Source organism: Haloplanus sp. HW8-1, from assembly GCF_023703795.1.
Taxonomy (GTDB): Archaea; Halobacteriota; Halobacteria; order Halobacteriales; family Haloferacaceae; genus Haloplanus; species Haloplanus pelagicus.
Genome location: NZ_CP098518.1, coordinates 1,893,147 through 1,916,198 on the forward strand (window position 1 = coordinate 1,893,147; position 23,052 = coordinate 1,916,198).

Below are 23,052 nucleotides of genomic sequence, written 5' to 3' on the forward strand. Positions count from 1 at the left end.
GATTATATCGGGGCAGAAACGGGCACATGGTGGAATAACTGAATCACACGGCTCCCTCCGAACTATAATGGTTAACGTACCAAAATGTGGGGTCCTCACGGGGCTTCGTCGGGCGTTCGTCGCGGTCGGTGCGCGGAGCCGGTTTCTCCGTCGGGTGGGGTCGTTCTACACCCGCAGGGCGTCACCACGTGAACAGTTCGTTGTGTGCCGCACTCGCCGCGTTTATCATCGCCATCGCTCGGTCGTACGCCACCGGATACGACGCTCCCGTGACGCGGGTCGTCCGACCGCCGACCCGTTCGACCTCCTCGAGATCGTCGGCCCGGTAGGCGTGATTCGTCGCCGCCCACTCGATCTCGATGTCGACCGGTTCGGCGACCTGTGATTGGTCGAAATCGTCGGTGTCGGCTCGCTCGACCGCGGCCGTCGCCGCGCTGGTGATTCGCTCTCGTGCTTCGGGCAACGGCAGGCTGTGCGCGCTGAACCGGTCGATTCCCTCCTTTACGCTGACGGTCTCGACCTCCCCGGTACCGAACTCCCCCTCGGCCTCGGCCGCGGTCTTGTCGTCACCCGTGACCAGTCCGACCGGCGTCCCGTGGTGTTTCGGGAGCCCCGCGTTGATCCCCATCTCCCCGACTTCGCGGCCGTTGATCTCGATACGACTCAACATCTGCGGGAACATCGTGTGGTTCAGCACCGCGTGTGGCGTCCCGGCCATCGCGTGATAGCCGACGAAAAAGACGATGTCGTAACTCTCGTCGAACTCCTGCATCATCAGCCGTCGCTTGCTCGACCCCCGGATCAGTCGTGCGGCGTCGTGCAACTCCGCCGGGGGAATGTTCGTCATCGTCCAGTGGGAGTCGTTCACGACGACTTCCTCGGCGCCGGCCGCGAGCGCTCCCTCGACCGCGGCGTTCACGTCGCCGGCCATCAACTCTTGGCCACGAGCGTACGCCCGTTCGTCCTCGAGGATGTCCCGTGGGTCCGCGATTCCGGTCGTTCCCTCCATATCCGCCGAAATGAAGACGCGCATGGATACCGATGTGGCAGCGGTGGGGAAAAACGTTGTACAGACATAAGACGGGGGTCGCCCGGCGGCGTCGGTCACGCGGTGGCCGCGGCGGCTCCTGGCGGTCACGCTTCCTTCCCTCGATCCGGCGCACGCCCCAGATCCCGTCACTCCGGGCTCAACAGTTTCGCCTCCGCCTTGCGGAGGTGTTCCAACATCGTCGTCTTCGCCAAGTCGAACTGGCTCGCCAACTCCTGAACTGTCACCTCGCGCGGCCACGAGTAGTAGCCCTGTTCGCGAGCGAAATTGAACACCTCGCGCTGTCTCGTCGAGAGGAGGTCGTCCGTCTCGGCGAGCGAATTCCCCGTCTGTTTACTGGACGAGATCCGTGTGATCCGAATCTCTGCATCCATCCTCTCTCGGATCCGGTCGAAGCGATCCTGCAAACACGTTCTGTCCGCCCGCACGACGACGTTCCACGTTTCTCGGCCGTCCTTGATCACGTTCGGCTCGTCCTGGATGAACCCCTCCTCGGCGAGAATCGGATCGATGCTGTTGCCGGAGTCGTACTCGACGAATATCTCCTGTGTGTGGTTTCCGGACGGCAGCGGCCTGTTCATCGTCAGATCCGGATGGAGCCGCTGGACGTGGCTGGTAAGCCGGGAGTCCCGGGCCGCGCTGATCAGGTCCTCGACGTCGTCGGCCGACTCGCCGAACACGGTAAACCGGCCCTCTGCGGCGCCGTTCGGCTGTACGTACGCACCGTGACTGACGAGGTTCCCATCGGTGTTCTCCGTAACCTCGATCGTCCAGCAATCCTCGTGCCAGAGATCGAGTTGGAGTCTCAATAACTCTTTACCGGCCATCGAATGGTCGAACGGCGCCCAGACTAAAATAACTTGTTTTCAGACTCATATATGCTAGTTTGATTCTCATATTAGATTAATATTTGGACACTTCTGTCGTATATATGTACGAATGGATTGGTAACTACGAAAAGGATAGACATACAAATACTGTGATGGTCCCACCGTCGGTCCGTCACCCGATGACTGCCCCATGTCCCCGAGACATCGGGCCGTGTCGGGACCGGTGGCGGCGTGAACGATCACCGGGGTACAGCGGGCACGGCAGGTCACAAACGCTATACACCGTCCGAACGCTCGTGTGGACACATGACAGACAGCGACGGTCGGATCATGGCCAGCGACGCCGAGGCCCGTCCCTACGGCGGGACGTGTCCGGCGTGTAAACGGGAGTACCGGCGAGCGATCACGTTCACCGGTGACAGCGTGATTCGTGGCGACCTCTCCGGCGACGTCTGTATCACGCCCGACTATCTGTTCGCTCACTCCGACCTCACGGTCGCCGAACCCGACGACGACTTTCCGACCAAGGAAGTCGGCGCGATGGGCAATCGCCGCGAAGTGCCCGTCGAGAAGACCGAAGTGACGGGCGTCCGGGTCTTCGAAGGCCCCGACGACCCCGACGGCGACGGGATCGTCTTCCCCGACGCGGACGACGAGTCGGCGGCGTAGCCGTCCCCGTCATCGTCCGGCGTCGACCCACGGTAGCGGGTCGGGACCACGGTATCGTGCCGGTCGTGCCTCAGGGGGACCCAGCCACGGCAGAATCAAGCTCGATGTCCAACTCCTCGCCGCCCCGGACGGCGTCGTCGCGGAGCAGTAGGGACCGAGGAGTCGAGCCACGGCCTGACCGGCGTCGCCGCATCTACGTGATCGGCTCCGACGAGACCGTCCGATCGGAACCGGTCGCCGACCACCTCGCCGATCTCACGCACGGAACTCGATATTTCATTCGCAACGACTTCGAAGACCCCTCGGCGACCCCTGAGGGGTCGTGATTTCGTGGCGTGAGCCGTCCGTCCCCGGGGGCCCGTTCGGTCCTCCGACGCGGGTCGACCGTGTCCCACGAGGGGGCCGCCGGTCCCGAGGGATTTTCACGCTCCGGATCTACCTCCGGCTATGAGCGAACTCGACCCCGGGACGCTGCTGCCGAACGACCGCATGCGCCAGCAGGCCCTCGACGGCGAGGTGACGCAGATCCACCGCGGACAGCGGTACGCGGAGGCGGGCGACACGTTCGAGATCGAGGGGACGACCTTCGAGGTCGTCGCCGTCGACGATCGAACGCTCGGTGACATGACGGACGCCGACGCCCGCGCGGAGGGAGCGCGCGACCTCGACCACTACAAGCAGATTCTGGAACGCGCTCACGAGGACTTCGAGTGGGAAGACGACTCCGAGATCGTCCGCCATCGCTTCCAGCCGGCGGACTGAGAACGGGACGGCCGGCGCTCAACGGCTGGGGGAGGCTTCTTCGGCAGCCCCCGCCTCCGTCGCGTTTCGTTCGTCCTCGCAGGTGAACGTGTTGAGCCGTGTTTTCAGGCTCGCCGTCTGTTCGGTGAGACCGTCCAACTGCGCCCGGATGTCCGTGACCGTCGTCGCCCCCTCCTCGGCGCGGTCGGCGAGCGATTCGCTGCGCTCCGCGATCGCCCGCGAGCGATCGGCCAGACGCTGAATGGCGTCGACGACCTCCTCGGTCGTCCGAGCCCCGTCGTCGGTCGCGGCCGCGACCTCGTCGACCGACGCGTCGACGCCCTCGACGGTCTCGGTCAGCGCCGTGAACGCGTCGCTGGCCTCGTTCATCGTCGTCTTCCCCGTCTCGATCTGGGCCTTGGTCTGTTCCATCTCGGCTTGCACCCGATCGACGTCCTCGACGGTCTTGTCGATGGCATCCTCGATGGCGGCCGAGTGATCCCGGGTCTCGCTGGCGAGGGACTTGACCTCGTCGGCGACGACGGCAAATCCCGCCCCGTCGGTGGTGGCGTGTGCCGCCTCGATGTTGGCGTTCAGCGCGAGGATGTTCGTCTGTTCGGCGATCTCCTCGATGAGGTCGGTACTCTCGGCGACGTCGTCCATTCGACCGTCGAGCGACTCGACGAGCGATGCGAGTTCCTCGACGGTGCCCTCGACGTGTTCGATCGCCTCGATCGCTTCCGCCGCGGTCGCCGTCCCCGTCTCGGCGGCATCGGCGGCGTTGCTCGCCTCCGCGGAGACCTCGCTCGAGTTCGCTGCGATCTCCTCGATGGTCGCCGAGAGCGTGCTCAACTCGTCGGTAGTCGACTCGAGTTCCGCCGCCTGCTCGCGGAGCGACGTCGCAAACTCGTGTACGTCGCCCGCCAGTTCCTCCTGTGACGCTTCGAGTCTCTCCGTCTCGTCGTAGACCGACTTGGTCGTCCCCTCGACGGTCGTCGCGAACTCCCGCAGGTCACGAATGGTCGCGGAGAGTTCGCCCGTCATCGCTTCGAACGCCTCGCTGATCTCCGCGATGGCCTCGATGTCCGCCTCCGTCGGCGGCTCGGCGGTGAAGTCGCCGTCCGCGACCGCGTCCATCGCCGCGGCGACGTCGTCGGCCTGTTCCAGGAGCGTCCGGTTCAGCCGTTCGACCTCCTGCTGTCGGGCTTCGGCCTCCGCTTTCGCCTCCTCGATTTCGGCTTGCTTCTCTTGGAGGTCCTCGATCAACCCTTCGCTCTCCTCGACGTTCTCGATCTGTCGGGCCGTCTCCTCGCGGGAGCGCTCGATCGAGATCCAGTTCTGGATCAGCGCCGCCGAGAGCGCGAGGACGTACACCGCGTGCACGAACGCCCATCCCCACGGGTTCTGGATCGCCGCCGTATGGTTGTACACCGCCGCCGGATTCATCATGCCGAAGACGCCGTGCTGGATGGCCACGTAGAGGATCCCGACCAAGAAGGGAACCCAGTCCTCGTAGACGGCGACCACTGCCACCATCACGAAAAAGTGGAAATGTGCCTCGATGAAGCCACCGGAGAAGTAGACGACTTCGGCCGACGCCATCATCAATCCGACCGCGGCGAGCGCCGTCCGCACTCGCCGTCCGAGTCGGGACCACCGCGCCAGCAGGCCGATTCCGACGAGTAGACCGACGCCGAACAGGACGTACTCGAGGGGTTCGGCGGTGAACGTCGCACCGGTGACGTACGGCTCGGTGCCGGTGAACCGACCGAGTGCGAACAGGAAGGGGACGTGGGCGACAAGGAGTCGGACGATGTTTCGGTGTCGCGCTCGCCACGTCGCCTCCGGTATTTCCTCCCCGGTCGGGATGTATTCGAGGTACTCCCGACGGGTTCGTTGCCACAGCCCCGCCCCCACCGCGCTTGCCCCTGCCATATCCGTCTCTCCACACTGAGTGACATAGGAATTGTGTCGTCCGAATCAGCGCTGATAATCGGCGTGGCGGGGGAGCGGCCGGACGATCGATCGCGGTGAGTCGGCGGGGTCGACGCCCAGGCAGCGTGTCACTCGCGGACGGCGTACCAACGGGTTTTCGCGTCTGGGCCACCGAATGCTCCCATGACGGGCCCGATCCGAGTTCTCCACGTCGACGACGACCGAGACTTCGCCGATATGACGGCCACCTTTCTCGAACGTGAAGACGAGCGCCTGAGGGTCGAACCCGCGACGGACGCGGGCAGCGGCCTCGAACGACTCGCCAGCGACGAGTTCGACTGTGTCGTCTCCGACTACGAGATGCCCGGTCGAACCGGGGTCGAGTTCCTCGACGTCGTCCGGGAGACCCACCCGGAACTCCCGTTTATCCTCTTTACCGGCAGGGGGAGCGAGGCGGTCGCCAGCGAGGCCATCTCGGCCGGGGTCACCGACTACCTGCAGAAAGACACCGGGACCGAACAGTACCAACTGCTCGCCAAACGGATCGTCGACGCGGTCGAACATCGCTACGCCGAGACCAACTACCGGGAGATCTTCGAGAAGATCCCCGACGGCGTCGTCATTCAGGATCCGGCCGACGGGTCGTTCATCGACATGAACGCCCAGTATGCCCGGATGTTCGGCTACGATCGCGAGGAACTGCTTGATGCCGGGTTCGGGGCGATCCACGCCGGCGACCCCCCGTACACGCTGGAAAACGCCCGTCAGCGGATTCGGCGCGTCATCGATCAGGGGCCACGGACCTTCGAGTGGCCTGGCATCACGAAGGACGGCGAGCAGTTCTGGGCGGAGGTCCATCTCACCCCGACCCGCCTCCACGGGAACGAACGGATCCTCGCCGCCGTCCGCGACGTCAGCGAACGCAGGGAACGGAAGCGTCGGTTCGAAGCCATCCTCGACAACACCTACACGTTCATGGGGTTGCTAGACCCCAACGGGACCGTCCTCGAAGCGAACGCAACGGCGCTGAATTTCGGCGGACTGGATCGGTCCGCGATCGCCGGCAAGCCGCTGTGGGAGACCGCCTGGATCGGGTCGAACGCCGATGCCCGGGCTACCGTCCGGAACGGCGTCGAGTGTGCTCGGAACGGGGACCTGTTCCGCGACGAGATTACGATCCAGGGCTCCGATCGCGAGGCGGTGATCGACTTCTCGATCCGGCCGGTCACGGACGTCAGCGGCGAGGTGACGCTACTGGTGCCCGAGGGACGCGACATCACGGACCGCAAAGCACACCAGCGCCGACGGAACCGGATCATCGACCGGGTGACCGACGCCATCGTCGAGGTCGACGCTGACTGGAACGTTACGCTGGTCAACGAGCAGGCCACGGCCCTCTACGGGATGGACGAACGATCGCTCCTCGGCCGTGGGTTCTGGGACGTCTTCTCCGGGGCGCTCGGCACTCGGTTCGAGGCGGAGTACCGACGGGTCATGGAGGCCCGGGAGCCGAGGTCGTTCGTCGAGTACTACGGCGGCCTCGGCGGCTGGTTCGACGTCCAAGTGTACCCCAACGACGACGGTGGGCTCTCCTTTTATTTCCGCGACGTCACTGACCGCCGGGAGCAGTCACGTGAACTCGCCGTCGCCGAGGCACGGTACCGGACGCTGGCCGAGAACGTCCCGAACGGCGCCGTCTTCTACTTCGACGACGACCTACGCTACCGGATCGTCTCCGGGAACGGATTCGATCCCATCGAGACGTCGTCGGACGACATCCTCGACAACACCCCTGCCGAGGTCGACCCGTTCTCCGAGGACGTGGCGCAGTTCCTGCGCGCCGCCATGGAGGCGACGCTCGACGGCACCGAGGTGACGACCGAACTCGCCTACGAGGGCCGCCGCTACGAGCTTCGCTCCGCCTCCGTCCGGGACGACGACGGCGACGTCGCCGCCGGACTGTTCGTGACACACGACGTCACGGAGCGACGTCGTCGAAAGCGAACCCTCGAACGCAAGAACGAGCGCCTCGAAGAGTTCACAAGTGTCGTCTCTCACGACCTCAGGACTCCCCTGGACGCCGCACGGGGGCACCTCGAACTGGCCCGTGAGGGGAACGACGCCTCCCTCGACCGCGTCGCGGACGCGCTGGACCGCAGCCGGCGGTTGATCGACGACCTCCTAACGCTCGCTCGCGAGGGCGAGCGCGTCGGCGAACGGGAACCGGTCGACCTCGCGTCCGTCGTCGAGACGTGCTGGGAGACGATCGAGGACGCCGACGCCACCCTCTCGGTCGACACCGAGCGTACGATTTTGGCCGACAGGGGTGGCCTCCGCCGACTCCTTGAGAACCTCCTCGAGAACGCTACCGAACACGGCGGCGAGCGAATCTCCGTGGGCGACCTCGACGAGGGCTTCTACGTCGGAGACGACGGGACCGGCCTCCCGGAAGGGGACTGCGAACGCATCTTCGACCCCGGTTACTCGACCGCCGAAAGCGGGACCGGCTTCGGCCTCCGCGTCGTCGAACGGGTGATCGACGGACACGGTTGGTCCATCCGCGCGACCCACGGCCCCGAGGGTGGGGCGCGCTTCGAGATCACCGACGTGGACGGCGAGGGGTCTCCGTCGCGCTGACTCTGCCTCCCCCTCCGTGTCGTCCCGGCGCGCGTTCCCGGCCGGAACATACGAAACGTTGATATACCACGGCTCCGTCTGTACGCCCAGATGAGGCGTTTCACCACGTTCACGGACGTGCCCACCGTGAGCGACGGGAACGCCGCCACCGCTATTATCGCGATTATCGGCATTATTGGGGCTCTCCAGTAGAGCCTCATATACCACATCCTTCCCCGTTCGATTCGCACCACATCCGAACCGTCAGTCCCGCTGGCACGTCAGGTTAGCCAGCAACCCCCCCACGACCACCGATGCCCGAACGTTCCGCCGTCCAGACGACCGACGAATCGCTCTCCGACCGCGTCAGCAGCGGCGCCGACGCCGTCGTCGCGGCCCTCGAAGCCGCCGGCGTTGACACCCTCTTCGGCGTCCAGGGCGGGGCCATCATGCCCGTCTACGACGCCCTCTACGAGTCGGCGTTGACACACGTGACGATGGCCCACGAACAGGGGGCGGCTCACGCCGCCGACGCCTACGGAGTCGTCGCCGGCGACCCCGGCGTCTGTCTGGCCACCTCCGGTCCCGGTGCCACCAACCTCGTGACGGGACTGGCCGACGCCGACATGGACTCGGACCCCGTCGTCGCGCTCACCGGCCAGGCACCCACCGACCTCGTCGGGAAGGACGCCTTCCAGGAGGTCGATACGGTGGGCATGACCGAACCGGTTACGAAAGCCAACGCCTTCGCGACCGACCCCGACACCGTCGGCGTGGACGTCAGCGAGGCGCTCGCACTCGCCCGCGAAGGACGGCCCGGTCCGACGCTGGTCGACCTACCGAAAGACGTCACGAACGCGGAGACCGACCAGCCCCCGACTACTCCCGACGAGGTGGAGACACCCGAGGTTCCGGGCGAGGCCGACGGCGCGGCGGTGATGGAGGCAGCGTCGGTGCTCGCGGCGGCCGAGCGGCCGGTCGTCCTCGCCGGTGGCGGCGTAATCAAAGGCGAGGCAACCCCGGAACTCCGCCGGTTCGCGACTGAGTACGGCGTCCCGGTCGTCACGACGATGCCCGGCATCGGAACCTTCCCCGAGGACCACGACCTCGCCATGGAGGTCGCCGGCATGCACGGGACCGGCTACGCGAACCTCGCGCTCCAGCACTGTGACGCGATGCTCGCGGTGGGAACCCGCTTCGACGACAGACTTACCGGCGGCGTCGATACGTTCGCACCCCACGCGGACATCGTCCACGTCGACATCGACCCCACCGAACACTCGAAGAATGTCCACACCGCGTATCCGCTGACCGGCGACGCGTCGGTCGTGATCGACCAGTTGTCCGACGCGATGCCGCGGGCGCCGGACGCGTCGGCGTGGCGCCAGCGGTGCCGGCAGTGGAAAGACGAGTACGCGATGGAGTACGTGGCACCCGACGACGCCCCGCTCAAACCGCAGTTCGTCGTCGAGGCGCTCGACGCGCTCACGCCACGGGAGACCATCGTGACGACGGGCGTCGGCCAGCACCAGATGTGGGCCATGCAGTACTGGACCTACACCGAACCCCGGACGTGGGTCTCGTCGCACGGCCTGGGAACGATGGGCTACGGCCTGCCCGCCGCCATCGGCGCCCGCGTGGCCGCCGACGACGACCAGTCGGTCGTCTGTTTCGACGGGGACGGGTCGTTTCTGATGACGCTTCAGGAACTCGCCGTCGCCGTCCGCGAGGACCTCGATATCACCGTCGTCGTGTTGAACAACGAGGCGGTGGGGATGGTCCGCCAGTGGCAGGACGCCTTCTTCGACGGTCGTCGGATGGCCTCCGAATACCCCTGGGCCCCGCAGTTCGACGTACTGGCCGAAGCGTTCGGCGCCCGTGGGTTCCGTCTCGACACCTACGACGCCGTCGAGGAGACATTCCGGGCGGCGCTCGACTACGATGGACCGTCGGTCGTCGATGCACACGTCGACCCCGAGGAGGACGTCTATCCGATCGTGCCCTCGGGGGGAAACAACGGCAAGTTCGCGATGAACGAAGAACAGTTATCGTAGCGTTTGGAACTGTTTGCACACCTGATCGCACGCAGTCTGGCGATCAGGTGTGCGATGACTTACAAAGGCTACTATAGAGCGGCTGTAGCGGCGGACGATTCGGCCGATCGACGGCTCCGTAGATCCCTCCCGAAGCGTCCCCCGGCTCCTGCCCCGATCCCGTCGTCGACGAGGGGTGCCCTACGAGTCGGTCACGTTCGGCGCGCGACGACCCGTCATCTCCTCGATGTCGAGTTCGTGCCAGACCGGCGCAGCTCCGAGAGCGGTTTGTCGAAGACACTGAGACTGGCGACCGAGGCATACTCCGCAAAGACCCCAGCCGCATCGATCGCCTCCGGCGAGTCGTCCAGAATCGGGGACAGGCGGCCGGTGATGATGACGCTCCGCCAGTCGTCCACGTCGTTCCACTCGTAGGCGACCAGATTCACCGCGTTCGTCTGTTCCAGGGCCGCCTCCTTCTTACTGTCCGCATCCGACACTAACTGGAAGATACACCGGTTGCCGAGCACGTCGTATCCGAACGAAATCGGTAAGCCGTACGGTTCGTCTCCGCCGAACGAGAGCACACCGTGCCCCTGTCGCGTCAGAAACTCCGCGATCTCTTTGCCCGTCATCTGGACGCCGTACGCGGTCATGGGTGGACGTAGTGTCCGCTGTTGGGTAGGGTTTTTGAACGACGTAACGCGCCCCGACGGGGGTGGTCCATCCGTCGCGATCCGGCGTCCCCCGTGAGTCCATCGCCCCCCGCCGCCGCGGGCGCGCTACCAGCCGGTCGGGTCGGCATCCCCGTCGGGAGAGTCTCAGTCGCTAGGTTCGAACTGGACGAGTACGGGACGTCGGTTCGCCGGGACGGTCCATTGATCACTCGATTTCTAACCGGCCTCCGTCACCCGTCTCCTCGCCGTTCTCGCCCCATTCGAGTTCGAACTCGATACTCAACTCGCCGGGTCCGTCCGTCGGCCCCTCCCGTTCGGCTTTGACCTCGAACGTCGGACGGGCTGGCGGCTCCATCGTCACGGATTCGGTCCCTGCTTTCAGTGTGATCGCCTCCCCTCGTTCGAGTTTGTCGGCGACACTGCGGAGGTACGCTGCGACGTCTTCTCGAGATTGCTCGCTCTCCGACTCGAACAGGACCTTCTCGGGCATAGAGCGACAGTACGGGACCTAGCCGGATAATATCATCCCCCGTTCGTGAGTGTACACGGCACCCCGTCGGTCTCTTGGGCCCCGGGCGCCAGTAGCGGTTGGAACCGTGTGTCCCCCCCGCCACGCCACCGTCGCGCTCCTTCGTTCTCGATTGTTGATTATTCGGGGGACACGCTGGGTACATCCCCCTGGGAGGAGAGTCGATGGATGGGGAAGACGGGTGCCTCTGACACACTGCTCTCCCAATTCCCTGATTTTTCTAACTGCGTGCGGTCACGCTGTGTCCGATCACCGATACCGGCGCCACGATGGCGGCGACGTGGGCTCACCAGTCGTGCTGGGTGTCGCTCCGGCGGTGGGTTGGTACGACGCGTAGCGAGGACGAAACACCGTGTCACAGAGCCCGCTTCCTGATCGGTAGCGCCTCTCTGTGACACGCTTGACGAGTCGAACGCTCGGACGTCCCCGCCAATCCCACGACGCCTGTGTTCGTCGATCACGACGACGGTCGCGAAGGTCCGTGCATGGATTCCTCCACTGATCTGTCGACGACGTCCACGGCGTTGGTTGCTAATTCGGCGCCGTTGGCACTATCTCGCTCATGAGATGTCTCGGAAGTAGGATGGGACCGCCGTGATTCGAACACGGGTCCAACGCACCCCATGCGCAGAGGATACCACTACCCCACGGTCCCGCGTTTCGAGCCAGGACCGTCCCCGGGTTAAGCGTGTCGTTTCCGCCTCACACCAACACTCGTTCGAGGTCGACCACGACGCCGTCGGTCGCGTTGGGATCGCCGACCAGCCGGCCGAGACAGACCGCCGAGCCGTCAGGGGTGTAGCAGGCGACGAGGGCGTCCCGTGGGGCCGTCTCGGCATCGAGGACGCCGGGAGCGTAGACGGGGGCGCCGGTCGCCACCTGTTCGGCGGCGCTCGGTGCGATGGTGATCGCGGGCAGGTCGGTGAGGACGCGCTCCGCGGGGTCGACGACCTCGCGCAGCGGTTCCTCGTCGCCGTCCTCGGCGAAGGCGAGGGCGTCGGCGAGGTCGTGGAGCGTCACGAGGTCGCGGTCGTCGAAGGGATCCGTGGCCGTCCGCCGGAGGTCGCCCATGTGCGCGCCGACCCCGAGCGCGAGGCCGAGGTCGTGACAGAGTTTGCGGACGTACGTCCCGCTGGCACACTCGATGCGGAGCAGCGCCTGTCGGTCGCGCGTTTCGAGGAGGTCGAGGGCGTGAATTCGGCGGGTGCGAAGGCGGCGGGAGACGGCGCTCTTGCGCGGCGGCTTCTGGTAGATTTCGCCCTCGAACTCGGCGAGTACGTCGGTCAGATCGGCGGGTGGCCGGCCGTGGAGTTCGAGGACGGCCACGTACTCCTTGCGTCCCTCGAGAAAGGCGGGCGCAAGGCGGGTGGCATCGCCGAGCATGACCGGCAGACACCCCGTCACCTTCGGGTCGAGCGTCCCGGCGTGGGCCGCGCGGTCGACGCCGGCCATGTCGCGCACCCAGCCGGCAACCTGGTGGGCGGAGGGACCGGGCGGCTTGTCGAGGTTGACGACGCCGAAGGAGAGGCGCCCGTCGAGCGTTCGGTCGCCGGGCGGAGCGCGCAGGGTCACGACTGGAAGTCGTCGACGACGGCGACGGGGTAGCGACCCTCGTCGGCCGTGGGCTCGTAGCGTTCGACTGCGGTCGTGAGGATCGCGAGCACGTCCGCGGCGGTCCACCGTGCGGTGTTCACGACGAAGTCGTAGATCGAGAGGTCGTCGATGTCGATGTCGTAGTAGTCGGCGTACCGCTTGTGCTCGCTGCGTTCGCGGCGGAGCGTCTCCTCGCGGGCCCGTTCGACCGACTTCTCCTCGCGGTCGGCGATGCGGGCGGCCCGGACGTCGACGGGGGCGTCGAGCCAGAGGCGGAAGTCGGCGTGGTCGCCGGCGAGCCACCCCGCCAGTCGGGATTCGAGGACGAGTCCGTCGCGATCCCTCGCGATCTCGTACAGGCGGCGATCGAGGTCGCGGTCGATCCGCTCGTCTTCCTCCGCGAGTTCGTTGAACTCGACCGGGGAGTAGCCACGGTCGGCGGCCAGATCACGGAAGATGTCGCCGCCGCTCACGTGCTCCAGATCGAGCGCCTCCGCGAGGCCGGCGGCGGTGGTGCTTTTCCCACTGCCTGCCGGCCCGGACACGGTGAGTAACATATCGCCTCTGATGGTGGCCGCCTAAAAGAGTATGTTCACTTCGCCCCGCTTCGTCTCGCCGCTCCGTTCAGGTTCCCGTCGGACTGATGTCGATGTTCAGTCCCTTGCGGATGATCTGGGTGAAGCCCATCGAGCAGATGAAGTACCAGACGATCCACACCTGCACGGGACCGAGCACCTGTTGCTTCCACGCGACGGTGCCCCGGAAGGGAAGCACCATCGTCCCGAACTGGCCGCTGGACGGGTCGCCGATGCCGACCTTCCAGTACATCCAGAGGAAGACGGGAATGGTGAGGAACATGATCCACACCATCGGACGGAACTGCTCTTTGAACATGCCCATCTGGTCGCCCATGGCTTCCATCTGCTCGTCCTGAATGCGGTCGAGAGCCTCGTCGTCCCCCCGTTCTTTGGCCTTCTTCCGTTTCTCCTGGATCTCCTGCATCTGTTCTTGGTACTCCCCCATCTTCTCGGTGTCCATCAGGTTCGCTTGCAGGAGCGTCGAGTACAGGCCCGTCACCACGGCGAGGACCATGACGACGGCGTAGAAGGGGAGCGCCGCGTTCAGGGGCCCGAGGACGGCGTCCATGATGGTGCCGATGACGTTCCGCATCGGCGCCCAGGAGTAGCCGGCGAACAGTCCGACACTGACGACCGCCGCGCCCTTGTCCCACATCGACCACGAGGACTCGTCTTCGTCGTCGTCGCTCGACGAGGTCGTCGACGTGGTCGTCGGCTCCCCGTTCTCGAGCCCGTCGCGGATCGCCTCGGCGTCGGCCAGTCGGAAGCCCGCGTCGCCGTCGACCAACACGCCCTTCTCGATGAGGCGTCCCCACTCCCCGCTCGACAGCTCGTCACGGACGTCGACCCACTTGACCTCGCCGTCCTCCGCGCGGTCGAGGACCGTCCGGACGACCGACTCCATCTCCGCGTCGTCGGAGACGAGATCCCGCACCTTCCGCTCGATCCGTGCCATTGAGGAGGGATAGCCACCCGCAGGTAATGAACCTTTTACTCTGTCCGCGGGAGCGACCGTCACCCGGCCGGGGTGTCACCCTTCGTCGAGCGGCCGCTCGTAGACGTGTGCTCCGGCGTAGAGCGCGACGTCGACGCCGACGGCCGCCAGCGAGAGGCCGCCGGCGGTCATGACGACGAGCAGGAGGAGTCCGCCGGGTCCACCGTCCCACCCGAGGATGCCGACGGGCAGCGCTAGCCCGAGGGCGACGTTCGCGACCCCGCTCAGCCGGAACCAGCCGATCCTGGCGGTCACCGGGTTCCGGAACGCGGCGACGGCATCGAGGACGCCGGCGGCGCCGATGAGTACCACCTGTACGGCGGTCGTCGGCGTTCGGAATAGGGCCACACCCACGAGCGCAACGCCGGCGACCACGAGCGATAGCAACCCGATGCCGAGGGCGCCACACAGCCGCCGGTGGGTCGTCGACTGTACGAGGACGCCTCCGAACGCCGTGAAAATATAGCTTCGGTCGCCTTACGTCGCCGCTTCGACCTTCTCTCTGATCGACTCGAACACCTCGTCGGGGGTCCCCTCGCCGTCGACTTCTACGAGGACGCCCTCGTCGCGATAATGTCCGACGACTGGGGCGGTGTTCTCCTCGTACACGCGAAGGCGCTCGCGCACCGTCTCCTCGGAGTCGTCGTCCCGCTGGATCAGGTCGCCGCCACACTCGTCACAGACGCCCGCCGTCTCGGGCGGGCTGAACTCGACATGGTAGTTGGCGCCACAGTCGTCACAGACCCGGCGGCCGGTGAGGCGCTCGACGAGTTCTGCCTCGCCCACGTCGAGAAAGAGCACGACGTCGAGGTCGGTGATCTCCGAGAGGTACTCGGCCTGATCGAGGTTGCGGGGGTAGCCGTCGAGGACGTAGCCGTCCGCCTCCTGTAGTGCGGTCTTGACGATCTCGTTGACCACCGCGTCGGGGACGAGTTCGCCGGCGTCCATGTACGCCCGCGGCGTGTCGTACTCGGTGTCCATGTGACCGATGTCCATATCCTTGTTCGCCCGGAGGGCGTCGCCCGTCGTGACGTGCTCGATGTCGAACGCCTCGGCGAGTCGTTTGCTCTGAGTTCCCTTGCCCGCTCCCGGTGCACCGAGCAACAGTACGTGTGGCTCGCTCATACCCCCATCTCCCCCCTCCGAGTATAAATCAGTGAAGAAATCGGGGCGATACCGTCGGAGCCGAACTCATACGGATTATTGTAAGTCATTACCGGTGGTTTGCCGGACCGTCTCGACGAACCACCGGTGAACAGTTACAATACTCCGTATCAGGCCAGGTCCTCGATCCGCTCGCAGACGGCGTCAGCGTACTCGCTGGTTGCGAGTTTCGTGCCGCCCTCGATCTGTCGGTGGAGGTCGTAGGTGACCTCACCGGCGGAGATGGTCGCCTCGACGGCGTCGCGCACGAGGTCGGCGGCGTCGTCCCAACCCAACTGTTCGAGCATGATCCGCCCGGAGAGGATCATCGCGGTCGGGTTGACCTTGTCCTGGCCGGCGTACTTCGGCGCCGAGCCGTGGACGGGTTCGGCCAACACGCGACCCTCGCCGAGGTTCGCGCCCGGTGCGATGCCCAGGCCGCCGATCTGTGCGCCCGCGGCGTCCGAGAGGTAGTCGCCGTTCAGGTTCGGCATCGCCAGCACGTCGTACTGGTCGGTGCGGGTCAGCAGCTGCTGGAGCATGTTGTCCGCGATGCGGTCCTTGACGACCACCACGTCCTCGGGCGCCTCGCCGTCGTACTCGTCCCAGAGTTCGTCCTCCGTGATGAGGTCGTCGCCGTACTCCTCCTCGGCGAGTTCGTAGCCCCAGTCGCGGAAGGCCGCCTCGGTGAACTTCATGATGTTGCCCTTGTGGACGAGCGTCACCGAGTCGCGGTCGTTCTCGATGGCGTAGTCGAAGGCCTCCCGAATCAGGCGCTTGCTGCCGAACTCGGAGATCGGCTTGACGCCGATGCCGACCGGTCCCTCGTGGATGGTGTCCTCGTATCCCATCTCCTCCTCGATGAACTCGCGGACGCGCTCGACGTCGTCGCTGCCGGCTTCCCACTCGATGCCGGCGTAGACGTCTTCGGTGTTCTCCCGGAAGGAGATCATGTCCATCTGCTCGGGCGCCGTGACCGGTGAGGGGACGCCGTCGAGGTAGTAGGTGGGCCGGACGTTCGTATAGAGGTCGAGTTTCTTCCGCAGTGCGACGTTCAGCGAGCGGAAGCCGGAGCCGACGGGTGTCGTCAGCGGCCCCTTGATCGCGACGCGGTGGTCGCGGATCGCATCGACCGTCTCGTCGGGGAGGTTCTCGTCGTACCGGTCGCGGGCCGACTGCCCCGCGTAGAGCTGCATCCAACTGATCGACCGACCGGTCGCCTCGGCGGCGGCGTCGAGTACCTGCTGTGCGGCCGGCCCTACGTCCTGACCGATGCCGTCGCCGTGGATGATCGGGATGATCGGATTCGACGGGACGACAAGTTCGCCGGTCGCCTCGTCGACGGTGATGACTTCGCCGTCGTCGGGAACTTCGATCTGCTCGTAGCTCATATCGTCGCCGAGTTCACCGACCAGCGTGAAAGAACTGCCGTTATTCCGCCGTCCCGCGGTGGCTCAGGGGAAGACCGTGTCCCGCGGCGTGACGAACGTTCGGGCGGGGCGCCCCCGGACCCACTCGATCACGCCGGCACCGTCCGGCCTGCGAACGAGGTCACCCCCGCGTCGGCGTCGATCATCGTCTCCCGCTGGGGCACCGAGACGAGTCCCTCGCGCCCGCTGTCGTCTCGACGAGTATATCGCTCGGACGGGCGTGCCGCAACCTCTTTCCGGGACTCACGCCAAGGGCGCCTATGAGCGTTGGACCCCTCGACGAGGAGACAGTCGAGAAGTATCGCCGGGCTGGCGAGGCGTTGCGAACCGTCCTCGACGAGGCAGCCGCGATGATCGAACCGGGCGTGACGCATCTCGAAGTCGCGGAACACGCCGAGGCGCGGATCGACGAACTGGCCGACGGCCCCGCCTTCCCCGTCAACATCAGCGTCGACGAGGAGGCCAGCCACTCGACGCCCGCCCGCGACGACGACGCCGAGTTCGGCGAGGAGATGGTCTGTCTCGACGTGGGCGTCCACGTCGACGGCTACGTCGCCGACGCCGCGACGACGGTCGATCTTTCGGGGAATCCGGAACTCGTCGAGGCCGCCGAGGAGGCCCTCGACGTCGCCATCGACGCCGTCGCCCCCGGCGTCGACACCGGTACGATCGGTGCCGAAATCGAGGACGTGATCCGCGGCTACGGCTACACGCCGGTTCTCAACCTCTCCGGCCACGGCGTCGAACAGTGGGACGCTCACACGGGACCGAGCGTCCCGAACCGCGGCGTCGATCGCGGCGCCGAACTCGAAGTGGGCGACGTGATCGCCGTCGAGCCCTTCGCGACCGACGGTCGCGGCAAGGTGAGCGAGGGGAACAAAGAGGAGATCTACAGCCTGGAGCGGGAACGCTCGGTCCGTAACCGACAGGCTCGCCAGATCCTCGACACCGTCACCGAAAAGTACCGGACGCTCCCGTTCGCGGCTCGGTGGTTCGACGTGTCGCGTGCGGAGATGGCGCTCCGCCGACTCAAACAACAGGACGTCGTCCACGGTTATCCCGTGTTGAAAGAGGAGGACGGCCGCCTCGTCAGTCAGGCCGAACACACCCTCATCGTCACCGAGGACGGGTGTGAGATAACCACCGCTTAAGCGTCGTTCATCCGCTGGATCGACTCGGCGTCACAGACCGCACAGACTGCGACCCGATACGGCTCCCGCGAGAACGCCGCGTTCGCCGAGCCGGGATTCTCCGTCCGGATCTCCACCCTGACGGCATGCCTGGTCTCTCGTCCGCAGTCGGGACACAGTTCGTGGTTGGCGTCCGGGTTCGGTCGCTTCGCCTTCATCGACAGCCCCTTTCGGAGCCGTTTGCATAAGCACCGCAGTCGGTTAACCCGGATTAAATCCGGTTAATCAGGGCTTAGCCGGATTTCACGGGTGAGAATCAGTAGGGCGTCAGACGGGTGTCACACGGCGACGGCTATCCGTGGGGATGGGTGTTTCCGGCGTTCGTGCGACGGCCACGTGGCGGGCCGTATAAGCGGCTGGATACCCGCTTCCCTCACATGGAACGACTGTTCGCCCCTTGGCGCATCGACTGGGTGACCCGCGACGAGGACGACACCCTCGACGGGTGTCCGTTCTGTGTGCTCCCCGACGGGGACGACGACCGGGCCAACCGCATCGTCGCCCGCAGCGATCACGCCTTCGTCGTCCTGAACAACGCCCCGTACAATCCCGGCCACGCCATGGTGATCCCCTACCGACACGACGGCGAGTACCGCGCGCTCGACGCGCCGGAACTGCTCGATCACGCGCGACTCAAACAGCGGACCATCGAGGCGATAGAGGCGGCCCTCGATTCCGACGCCCACAACGTCGGGCTCAACCTCGGCGGCGGGCCGGCCGGCGGCTCCATCGACGATCATCTCCATACCCACGTGATCCCGCGGTGGGAAGGCGACACCAACTTCATGCCAGTCGTCGCCGACACGAAGGTCATCGTCGAGGCCATCGACGACACGTACGACCACCTCCACGAGGCCTTCGCCGCCCAGGCCGACGCGACGGTCCCCAGCCCGGATCGTGCGGTCTCACTCTCCCTGTCACCGGATTAGACCGAGTCGAAACCTCGCTGCTACGCCCCTAATGACACCGCTTATGTGGATATGGCTCCTTACTGTGGATAGATGTCGGAGGATCGCACCGCGTTTCTCAAGGCGTCGTGGGTCAACGTCGCCTCGAACGTCCTCAAGATCGCCGTCGAGGGGACACTCGGCGTCCTCTCGGGGAGCCTTGCGCTCATGGCCGACGCCGCCCACTCGGTCGCCGACTTACTGGCGAGCGCCGTCGTCCTCGTCTGGGGACGGTTCGTCTACGACGACCCAGACGCGTCCCATCCACACGGCCACGAGCGGTTCGAACCCCTCTCCGCGCTCTTCGTCGGTGGCGTCCTCGTTCTTCTCGGGCTGAAACTCCTCTACGACTCGGGGCAGGCCCTACTCGCCGGTCCCTCCGCCGAGTACAGTTCCATCCTCGTCGTCGGCCTCGCCGTTGCCCTCCTCGTCCGGTACGGCTGTTACTGGTACACCGTCGCCGTCAACCGGGAGGTCGACTCGCCGAGTCTCCGAGCGCTCGCGGCCGACAGCAAGAACGACGTCTACACTACCCTCGCCGCGTTCGTCGGCGTCGCCGGCATGGCGCTCGGCTACCCCATCTTCGATCCGCTGGCCGGCGGTGTCGTCAGCCTCCTGGTCATCCACCAGGGGATCGACGTCTCGCGGGAGAACCTCCGGTATCTCTCCGACGGTGCCCCGCCCGCCGAGGAGCGCGACCGGATCGAACGGGCGATCCGCTCTCACCCGGAGGTCCGCGGCGTCCACGACTTCGTCGCCTACTACTCCGGTCACGTGATCGAGGTGGAGTTCCACGCCGAGATCGACGCCGACCACTCCCTCACGAGCGCTCACGACATCGAGACGGAACTCCGGGAGCGCGTCCGCGAGATCGAACCCGTCTCCGACGTGCACGTCCACCTCGACCCCGCCGGCCTCGGCGAGTGGAAGGACGCCTCCGAGCGCTCCCCGTCGTCGACGCCCACCCGCTAATCCAGCGCCTCGTCCACCCACGCGTAATGCTCGCGGAGCGCCCGCTCACCGGCTTCGGTGAGTTCGTAGCGGTCGTGGATGCCGTCCGCCGTCTTCACGAGGTGACCCGTGTCGGTCAGCGTCCCGAGGGCGCCGTAGAACGTCGACGGGTCGATCCGCTCGTCGTACTGTGACTCCAGGGCCGCCTTACACTCTTGGGCCGTCGGCGATCCCTCGCTCGCGACGACGACACAGACGTCCCGCCGGAGGCCGCTTCGCAGCCACTTCATACCGGTCGGCCGAAGGCGTACATCGTCTCGTGGCCCGTGATCTCCACGTCGAGGACGTCGCCCGGTTCGACCCCGCGTTCGTCCGCGTTCGTGACGATCACCTGCCGGTAGGCGCCGTCGCGACACTTCACCGAATCGCCGGTGCCCGGCCGAACCGCGAGCACCTCCCGACGGTCGCCGACCATCGCCTCGTGGGCCGCGCCGACCACCTCGCGTTTCAGCGCCGACATCGCCTTCGACCGCTCCTTTTTGACCGTGCCACCGAGTCCCTTCAGGTCGGCGGCGTCGGTCCCCGGCCGCTTCGAGAAGCGGGTGACGTTGATCTTCTCCGGACGGGTCCGTCGCAGGAGGTCCATACTCCGTTCGTGGTCGGCCTCAGTTTCGGTCGGGAAGCCGACGATGAAGTCCGTCGAGAGCGTCCACTCGTCGAGGCGGTCCTCGAACGTCTCGACCACCTCCAGAAACTCCGACACCCGGTGCTGGCGCCGCATGTCCGCCAACACGTCGTCGGAGCCCGACTGGACGGGGACGTGCAGGAAGTTGTACAGTTTCCCGTTCGTGGCGAAGACGTCGGCGAGGGCCGCCCGGACGCCGTGGACGCCTTTCGGGTTTGCCATCCCTACCCGCACCCGGAAGTCGCCGTCGATGGCACAGATGCGATCCAGCAGTTCGGGCAGGAGACTCTCTCCCTGATTCCGGTCCCAGCCGTAGACGCCGGTATCCTGGCCGGTGATTCGGATCTCCTTCGCGCCGGCGTGGACGAGCGCGCGGGCCTTCTCGACGTTCTCCGCGACTGGCGGCGAGTCGAGTCGCCCCGTCGCGCGCTTTGTGATGCAGTACGAGCAGTCGCTCATACAGCCTCGAGCGATGGGGAGGATGCCGATCACGCCGTCGAGGATCGGTTCGGCGTCCGGCGTCGTCGTCGGACACTCGCCGTTCATCGCCGCCTCGGGCACCTCGTCCCAGTGGACGACCTGGGCGTCGACGCCCGCCTCGGCAAAGGCCTCGCCCTGGGCCAGCGCCATACAGCCCGTGACGACCAGATCGCCCGTCTCGGCTTCGAGTTCCTCGGCCCGTCGGAGCATGTTGCGCTCCGTCTTCTCGACGACAGTACAGGTGTTGAGGATGGCCACGTCGGCGTCCGCGGGACCGTCGGCAGGGTGGTGGCCGCCGTCGCGGAGCCGTCGCTCGATCGCTCGGCTCTCGCCGCGGTTGGACGTACACCCGTACGTCTCGATGTGATACCGGGCCATTCGCTACCCGGGTTTGCGTGCGCGCGGAGAAAAACGCGACGGTCCTACTCGAAGTCCTCGACGAGTGAAACGCCCGCCGACGCGCCGATCCGCTCGGCGCCGGCCGAAAGCATCGCCCTCGCCGTCTCGGCGGTTCCGATTCCACCGCTGGCTTTCACCGGCAGGTACTCCGCGAGCAGTTCCACGTCCGCGACGGTCGCCGGCCCGGCGAAGCCGGTTCCCGTCTTCAGGTAGTCGGCGTCGGCTTCGACGGCCGCCTCCCCCGCACGGCGCAGTTCCGCGTCGGTCAACAGCGGCGCCTCGACGATGACCTTCACCGGCACGGGCACCGCGGCGACGAGTTCGGCCAGTTCGTCGATCACCGCGCTGTCGTCGCCGGCTTTCAGGCGCCCGACGTTCAGCACCACGTCGAGTTCGTCGGCGCCATCCTCCCAGGCGACGACCGCCTCCTCGCGTTTCGTCGTCGGCGCGTGTTGCCCGTGCGGGAAGCCCACCACCGTCATCAGGATCAGATCCGGCGCGTCCTCGCGCACCTCGGCGACGTAACACGGCGGCACACAGGCGTTGGTTCCGTACTCGGCCGCCGCCGAGACGACTTCCCGGGCGTCGGCCAGCGTCGTCTCCGGTCCGAGGACGGTGTGGTCGATGCGCGCGGCGAAGTCGGCGCTGTCCATACGCGCCGCTCGCGCCCGCGGAGCGTAAGGCTTTCCCGCCGACTCGCCGCCCACTCCCTATGGCGCTGCTTCCAGAGGGGTTCGCTCTCCCGTCGCTCCCCTACCTCTTCGCGCTCCTCGCGGGGCTCGTCGCCGTCGTCGGCCTCCTCCGTCGTCGCCGGCCGCCGGTGACCGAACGACTCGTCCTCGCCGCGACCCCGTGGATCGCCCTCGGCTCCGCGCTCCACGTCCTCTACGTCCTCGGGGCCCTCCCCGGCGCCGTCCGCCCACTCACCGGCACGCCGGCGGTCTATCTCACCGTCGCGATCCTCGCAGGGGCGACGTGGGCGGGCGCCGCGGCGCTCCCCCGGAGGACGGCCACCGTCGTCGTCGGCGTCGGCGCCGCCGCCGCCCTGCCGACCGTCGTCGCCGTCCTCGCGAGCGGTGACCGCCTCCGTCTCGTTCCCTCGGCCGGCATCCTCGTCGGCACTGCCCTCGTCGCCGCCGGCACGTGGGCGCTCCTCCGGCGGGTCCGCCCCGGCGTGGCGGTCACGGGCCGTGTCGGCGCGCTCGCCGTCGTCGCCCACGCCCTCGACGGTGTCTCGACCGCCGTCGGTATCGACCTCCTCGGCTTCGGGGAGCGGACCCCGCTCTCCGCGCTCGTCCTCGAGTTCGCGGCGTCGCTCCCGACGGCCGACCTGCTCGGCACCGGGTGGCTGTTCGTCCTCGTGAAACTCGCCGTCGTGGGCGGCGTGGTCGTCCTGCTGACCGAGACGGTCCGCGAGGCGCCGACCGAGGGCCGACTCCTCCTCGGCTTCGTCGCCGCGGTCGGACTGGGGCCGGGCGTCCACAACGTCCTCCTGTTCGCCGTCGCCGGGTGAGCGTGCGGGCTCGCGGCTCACCGGCGCCGTTCCGTACGAACCGCGCGAACGCCGTAGTACGCACCCACCTG

General features: G+C 66.6%; 23 protein-coding genes and 1 tRNA gene. 8 read left to right on the forward strand and 16 right to left on the reverse strand.

What is annotated here, in order from left to right; translation table 11 throughout:
- Positions 1–181: 181 nt before the first annotated feature.
- Together NBT82_RS10130 and NBT82_RS10135 are read right to left on the reverse strand one after the other, a co-directional pair.
- Positions 182–1,033 carry a M55 family metallopeptidase gene (locus NBT82_RS10130; protein WP_251328005.1) on the reverse strand — a complete coding sequence of 284 codons (852 nt, stop codon included), beginning with the start codon at positions 1,031–1,033 and terminating at the stop codon, positions 182–184.
- Between the two features lie 143 nt (positions 1,034–1,176).
- A complete protein-coding gene (locus NBT82_RS10135) occupies positions 1,177–1,875 on the reverse strand; it encodes a helix-turn-helix domain-containing protein (RefSeq protein WP_251328006.1) in 699 nt (232 codons plus the stop codon).
- A gap of 309 nt (positions 1,876–2,184) precedes the next feature.
- Here NBT82_RS10135 and NBT82_RS10140 point away from each other — a divergent pair, with 309 nt between their 5' ends.
- Both NBT82_RS10140 and NBT82_RS10145 read left to right on the forward strand, forming a co-directional pair.
- Entirely contained in the window at positions 2,185–2,547 is a 363-nt protein-coding gene (locus tag NBT82_RS10140) for a hypothetical protein (RefSeq protein ID WP_251328007.1), read from the forward strand.
- A 447-nt stretch (positions 2,548–2,994) separates the two neighbouring features.
- Positions 2,995–3,309 carry an ASCH domain-containing protein gene (locus tag NBT82_RS10145; protein WP_251328008.1) on the forward strand — a complete coding sequence of 105 codons (315 nt, stop codon included), beginning with the start codon at positions 2,995–2,997 and terminating at the stop codon, positions 3,307–3,309.
- An 18-nt stretch (positions 3,310–3,327) separates the two neighbouring features.
- On the opposite strand, the gene NBT82_RS10150 is transcribed toward NBT82_RS10145, so the two are convergent.
- Positions 3,328–5,223, reverse strand: coding sequence for a methyl-accepting chemotaxis protein (locus NBT82_RS10150; protein ID WP_251328009.1), 1,896 nt, complete (start codon positions 5,221–5,223; stop codon positions 3,328–3,330).
- 183 nt (positions 5,224–5,406) lie between these two features.
- Between NBT82_RS10150 and NBT82_RS10155 the strand changes: the two genes are divergently transcribed.
- Positions 5,407–7,860 carry a PAS domain-containing protein gene (locus NBT82_RS10155; protein WP_251328010.1) on the forward strand — a complete coding sequence of 818 codons (2,454 nt, stop codon included), beginning with the start codon at positions 5,407–5,409 and terminating at the stop codon, positions 7,858–7,860.
- A gap of 293 nt (positions 7,861–8,153) precedes the next feature.
- Entirely contained in the window at positions 8,154–9,893 is a 1,740-nt protein-coding gene (gene ilvB, locus NBT82_RS10160; RefSeq protein ID WP_251328011.1) for a biosynthetic-type acetolactate synthase large subunit, read from the forward strand.
- Between the two features lie 215 nt (positions 9,894–10,108).
- Here ilvB and NBT82_RS10165 read toward each other — a convergent pair whose 3' ends face one another.
- The 9 genes from NBT82_RS10165 to icd form a co-directional block, all read right to left on the reverse strand.
- Entirely contained in the window at positions 10,109–10,528 is a 420-nt protein-coding gene (locus tag NBT82_RS10165; protein ID WP_251328012.1) for a pyridoxamine 5'-phosphate oxidase family protein, read from the reverse strand.
- Between the two features lie 226 nt (positions 10,529–10,754).
- Positions 10,755–11,039, reverse strand: coding sequence for an amphi-Trp domain-containing protein (locus NBT82_RS10170; RefSeq protein ID WP_251328013.1), 285 nt, complete (start codon positions 11,037–11,039; stop codon positions 10,755–10,757).
- A gap of 623 nt (positions 11,040–11,662) precedes the next feature.
- Positions 11,663–11,733, reverse strand: a tRNA-Pro gene (locus NBT82_RS10175).
- A 47-nt stretch (positions 11,734–11,780) separates the two neighbouring features.
- A complete protein-coding gene (locus NBT82_RS10180; protein ID WP_251331276.1) occupies positions 11,781–12,644 on the reverse strand; it encodes an RNA-guided pseudouridylation complex pseudouridine synthase subunit Cbf5 in 864 nt (287 codons plus the stop codon).
- Between the two features lie 2 nt (positions 12,645–12,646).
- Positions 12,647–13,228, reverse strand: a complete 582-nt coding sequence (gene cmk, locus NBT82_RS10185; protein WP_251328014.1) for a (d)CMP kinase — start codon at positions 13,226–13,228, stop codon at positions 12,647–12,649.
- A 67-nt stretch (positions 13,229–13,295) separates the two neighbouring features.
- A complete protein-coding gene (locus tag NBT82_RS10190) occupies positions 13,296–14,204 on the reverse strand; it encodes a DUF106 domain-containing protein (protein WP_251328015.1) in 909 nt (302 codons plus the stop codon).
- Between the two features lie 75 nt (positions 14,205–14,279).
- Complete coding sequence (locus tag NBT82_RS10195; RefSeq protein ID WP_486617156.1) at positions 14,280–14,705, reverse strand: DUF7994 family protein; 426 nt, start codon at positions 14,703–14,705, stop codon at positions 14,280–14,282.
- Positions 14,706–14,720: 15 nt separating this feature from the next.
- Positions 14,721–15,368, reverse strand: coding sequence for an adenylate kinase (locus NBT82_RS10200; protein WP_251328017.1), 648 nt, complete (start codon positions 15,366–15,368; stop codon positions 14,721–14,723).
- A gap of 149 nt (positions 15,369–15,517) precedes the next feature.
- Positions 15,518–16,777: an isocitrate dehydrogenase (NADP(+)) gene (gene icd, locus NBT82_RS10205; RefSeq protein ID WP_251328018.1), complete on the reverse strand. Its 1,260-nt coding sequence runs from the start codon at positions 16,775–16,777 to the stop codon at positions 15,518–15,520.
- A 299-nt stretch (positions 16,778–17,076) separates the two neighbouring features.
- Here icd and map point away from each other — a divergent pair, with 299 nt between their 5' ends.
- On the forward strand, positions 17,077–17,967 hold the full coding sequence (map, locus tag NBT82_RS10210) for a type II methionyl aminopeptidase (protein WP_251328019.1): 891 nt from the start codon (positions 17,077–17,079) through the stop codon (positions 17,965–17,967).
- Here map and NBT82_RS10215 read toward each other — a convergent pair.
- Positions 17,964–18,164 carry a DUF7835 family putative zinc beta-ribbon protein gene (locus NBT82_RS10215; RefSeq protein WP_251328020.1) on the reverse strand — a complete coding sequence of 67 codons (201 nt, stop codon included), beginning with the start codon at positions 18,162–18,164 and terminating at the stop codon, positions 17,964–17,966. The genes map and NBT82_RS10215 overlap by 4 nt on opposite strands.
- Before the next feature lie 219 nt (positions 18,165–18,383).
- On the opposite strand from NBT82_RS10215, the gene NBT82_RS10220 reads away from it, so the two are divergent.
- Together NBT82_RS10220 and NBT82_RS10225 are read left to right on the forward strand one after the other, a co-directional pair.
- Positions 18,384–18,935 carry an HIT family protein gene (locus tag NBT82_RS10220; RefSeq protein ID WP_251328021.1) on the forward strand — a complete coding sequence of 184 codons (552 nt, stop codon included), beginning with the start codon at positions 18,384–18,386 and terminating at the stop codon, positions 18,933–18,935.
- Between the two features lie 72 nt (positions 18,936–19,007).
- A complete protein-coding gene (locus NBT82_RS10225; RefSeq protein ID WP_251328022.1) occupies positions 19,008–19,925 on the forward strand; it encodes a cation diffusion facilitator family transporter in 918 nt (305 codons plus the stop codon).
- Here NBT82_RS10225 and NBT82_RS10230 read toward each other — a convergent pair.
- Genes NBT82_RS10230 through deoC form a run of 3 tightly spaced genes read right to left on the reverse strand, consistent with a single transcriptional unit; the run spans position 19,922 to position 22,121 of the window.
- Positions 19,922–20,194 carry a PadR family transcriptional regulator gene (locus NBT82_RS10230; protein ID WP_251328023.1) on the reverse strand — a complete coding sequence of 91 codons (273 nt, stop codon included), beginning with the start codon at positions 20,192–20,194 and terminating at the stop codon, positions 19,922–19,924. The two genes, NBT82_RS10225 and NBT82_RS10230, sit on opposite strands and share 4 nt — an antisense overlap.
- Positions 20,191–21,447 carry a tRNA (N(6)-L-threonylcarbamoyladenosine(37)-C(2))-methylthiotransferase gene (locus tag NBT82_RS10235; protein WP_251328024.1) on the reverse strand — a complete coding sequence of 419 codons (1,257 nt, stop codon included), beginning with the start codon at positions 21,445–21,447 and terminating at the stop codon, positions 20,191–20,193. Before NBT82_RS10235 ends, NBT82_RS10230 begins: the two co-directional genes overlap by 4 nt.
- 44 nt (positions 21,448–21,491) lie before the next feature.
- Positions 21,492–22,121 carry a deoxyribose-phosphate aldolase gene (deoC, locus tag NBT82_RS10240; RefSeq protein ID WP_251328025.1) on the reverse strand — a complete coding sequence of 210 codons (630 nt, stop codon included), beginning with the start codon at positions 22,119–22,121 and terminating at the stop codon, positions 21,492–21,494.
- Positions 22,122–22,180: 59 nt separating this feature from the next.
- Here deoC and NBT82_RS10245 point away from each other — a divergent pair, with 59 nt between their 5' ends.
- Positions 22,181–22,981, forward strand: a complete 801-nt coding sequence (locus NBT82_RS10245) for a DUF63 family protein (protein ID WP_251328026.1) — start codon at positions 22,181–22,183, stop codon at positions 22,979–22,981.
- Positions 22,982–23,052 lie beyond the last annotated feature (71 nt).

Bases quoted from the DNA above. Each gene is read 5' to 3' on its own strand.
- NBT82_RS10130 (WP_251328005.1), bottom strand. From the start codon at position 1,033: ATGCGCGTCTTCATTTCGGCGGATATGGAGGGAACGACCGGAATCGCG.
- NBT82_RS10135 (WP_251328006.1), bottom strand. From the start codon at position 1,875: ATGGCCGGTAAAGAGTTATTGAGACTCCAACTCGATCTCTGGCACGAG.
- NBT82_RS10140 (WP_251328007.1), top strand. From the start codon at position 2,185: ATGACAGACAGCGACGGTCGGATCATGGCCAGCGACGCCGAGGCCCGT.
- NBT82_RS10145 (WP_251328008.1), top strand. From the start codon at position 2,995: ATGAGCGAACTCGACCCCGGGACGCTGCTGCCGAACGACCGCATGCGC.
- NBT82_RS10150 (WP_251328009.1), bottom strand. From the start codon at position 5,223: ATGGCAGGGGCAAGCGCGGTGGGGGCGGGGCTGTGGCAACGAACCCGT.
- NBT82_RS10155 (WP_251328010.1), top strand. From the start codon at position 5,407: ATGACGGGCCCGATCCGAGTTCTCCACGTCGACGACGACCGAGACTTC.
- ilvB (WP_251328011.1), top strand. From the start codon at position 8,154: ATGCCCGAACGTTCCGCCGTCCAGACGACCGACGAATCGCTCTCCGAC.
- NBT82_RS10165 (WP_251328012.1), bottom strand. From the start codon at position 10,528: ATGACCGCGTACGGCGTCCAGATGACGGGCAAAGAGATCGCGGAGTTT.
- NBT82_RS10170 (WP_251328013.1), bottom strand. From the start codon at position 11,039: ATGCCCGAGAAGGTCCTGTTCGAGTCGGAGAGCGAGCAATCTCGAGAA.
- cmk (WP_251328014.1), bottom strand. From the start codon at position 13,228: ATGTTACTCACCGTGTCCGGGCCGGCAGGCAGTGGGAAAAGCACCACC.
- NBT82_RS10190 (WP_251328015.1), bottom strand. From the start codon at position 14,204: ATGGCACGGATCGAGCGGAAGGTGCGGGATCTCGTCTCCGACGACGCG.
- NBT82_RS10200 (WP_251328017.1), bottom strand. From the start codon at position 15,368: ATGAGCGAGCCACACGTACTGTTGCTCGGTGCACCGGGAGCGGGCAAG.
- icd (WP_251328018.1), bottom strand. From the start codon at position 16,777: ATGAGCTACGAGCAGATCGAAGTTCCCGACGACGGCGAAGTCATCACC.
- map (WP_251328019.1), top strand. From the start codon at position 17,077: ATGAGCGTTGGACCCCTCGACGAGGAGACAGTCGAGAAGTATCGCCGG.
- NBT82_RS10215 (WP_251328020.1), bottom strand. From the start codon at position 18,164: ATGAAGGCGAAGCGACCGAACCCGGACGCCAACCACGAACTGTGTCCC.
- NBT82_RS10220 (WP_251328021.1), top strand. From the start codon at position 18,384: ATGGAACGACTGTTCGCCCCTTGGCGCATCGACTGGGTGACCCGCGAC.
- NBT82_RS10225 (WP_251328022.1), top strand. From the start codon at position 19,008: ATGTCGGAGGATCGCACCGCGTTTCTCAAGGCGTCGTGGGTCAACGTC.
- NBT82_RS10230 (WP_251328023.1), bottom strand. From the start codon at position 20,194: ATGAAGTGGCTGCGAAGCGGCCTCCGGCGGGACGTCTGTGTCGTCGTC.
- NBT82_RS10235 (WP_251328024.1), bottom strand. From the start codon at position 21,447: ATGGCCCGGTATCACATCGAGACGTACGGGTGTACGTCCAACCGCGGC.
- deoC (WP_251328025.1), bottom strand. From the start codon at position 22,121: ATGGACAGCGCCGACTTCGCCGCGCGCATCGACCACACCGTCCTCGGA.
- NBT82_RS10245 (WP_251328026.1), top strand. From the start codon at position 22,181: ATGGCGCTGCTTCCAGAGGGGTTCGCTCTCCCGTCGCTCCCCTACCTC.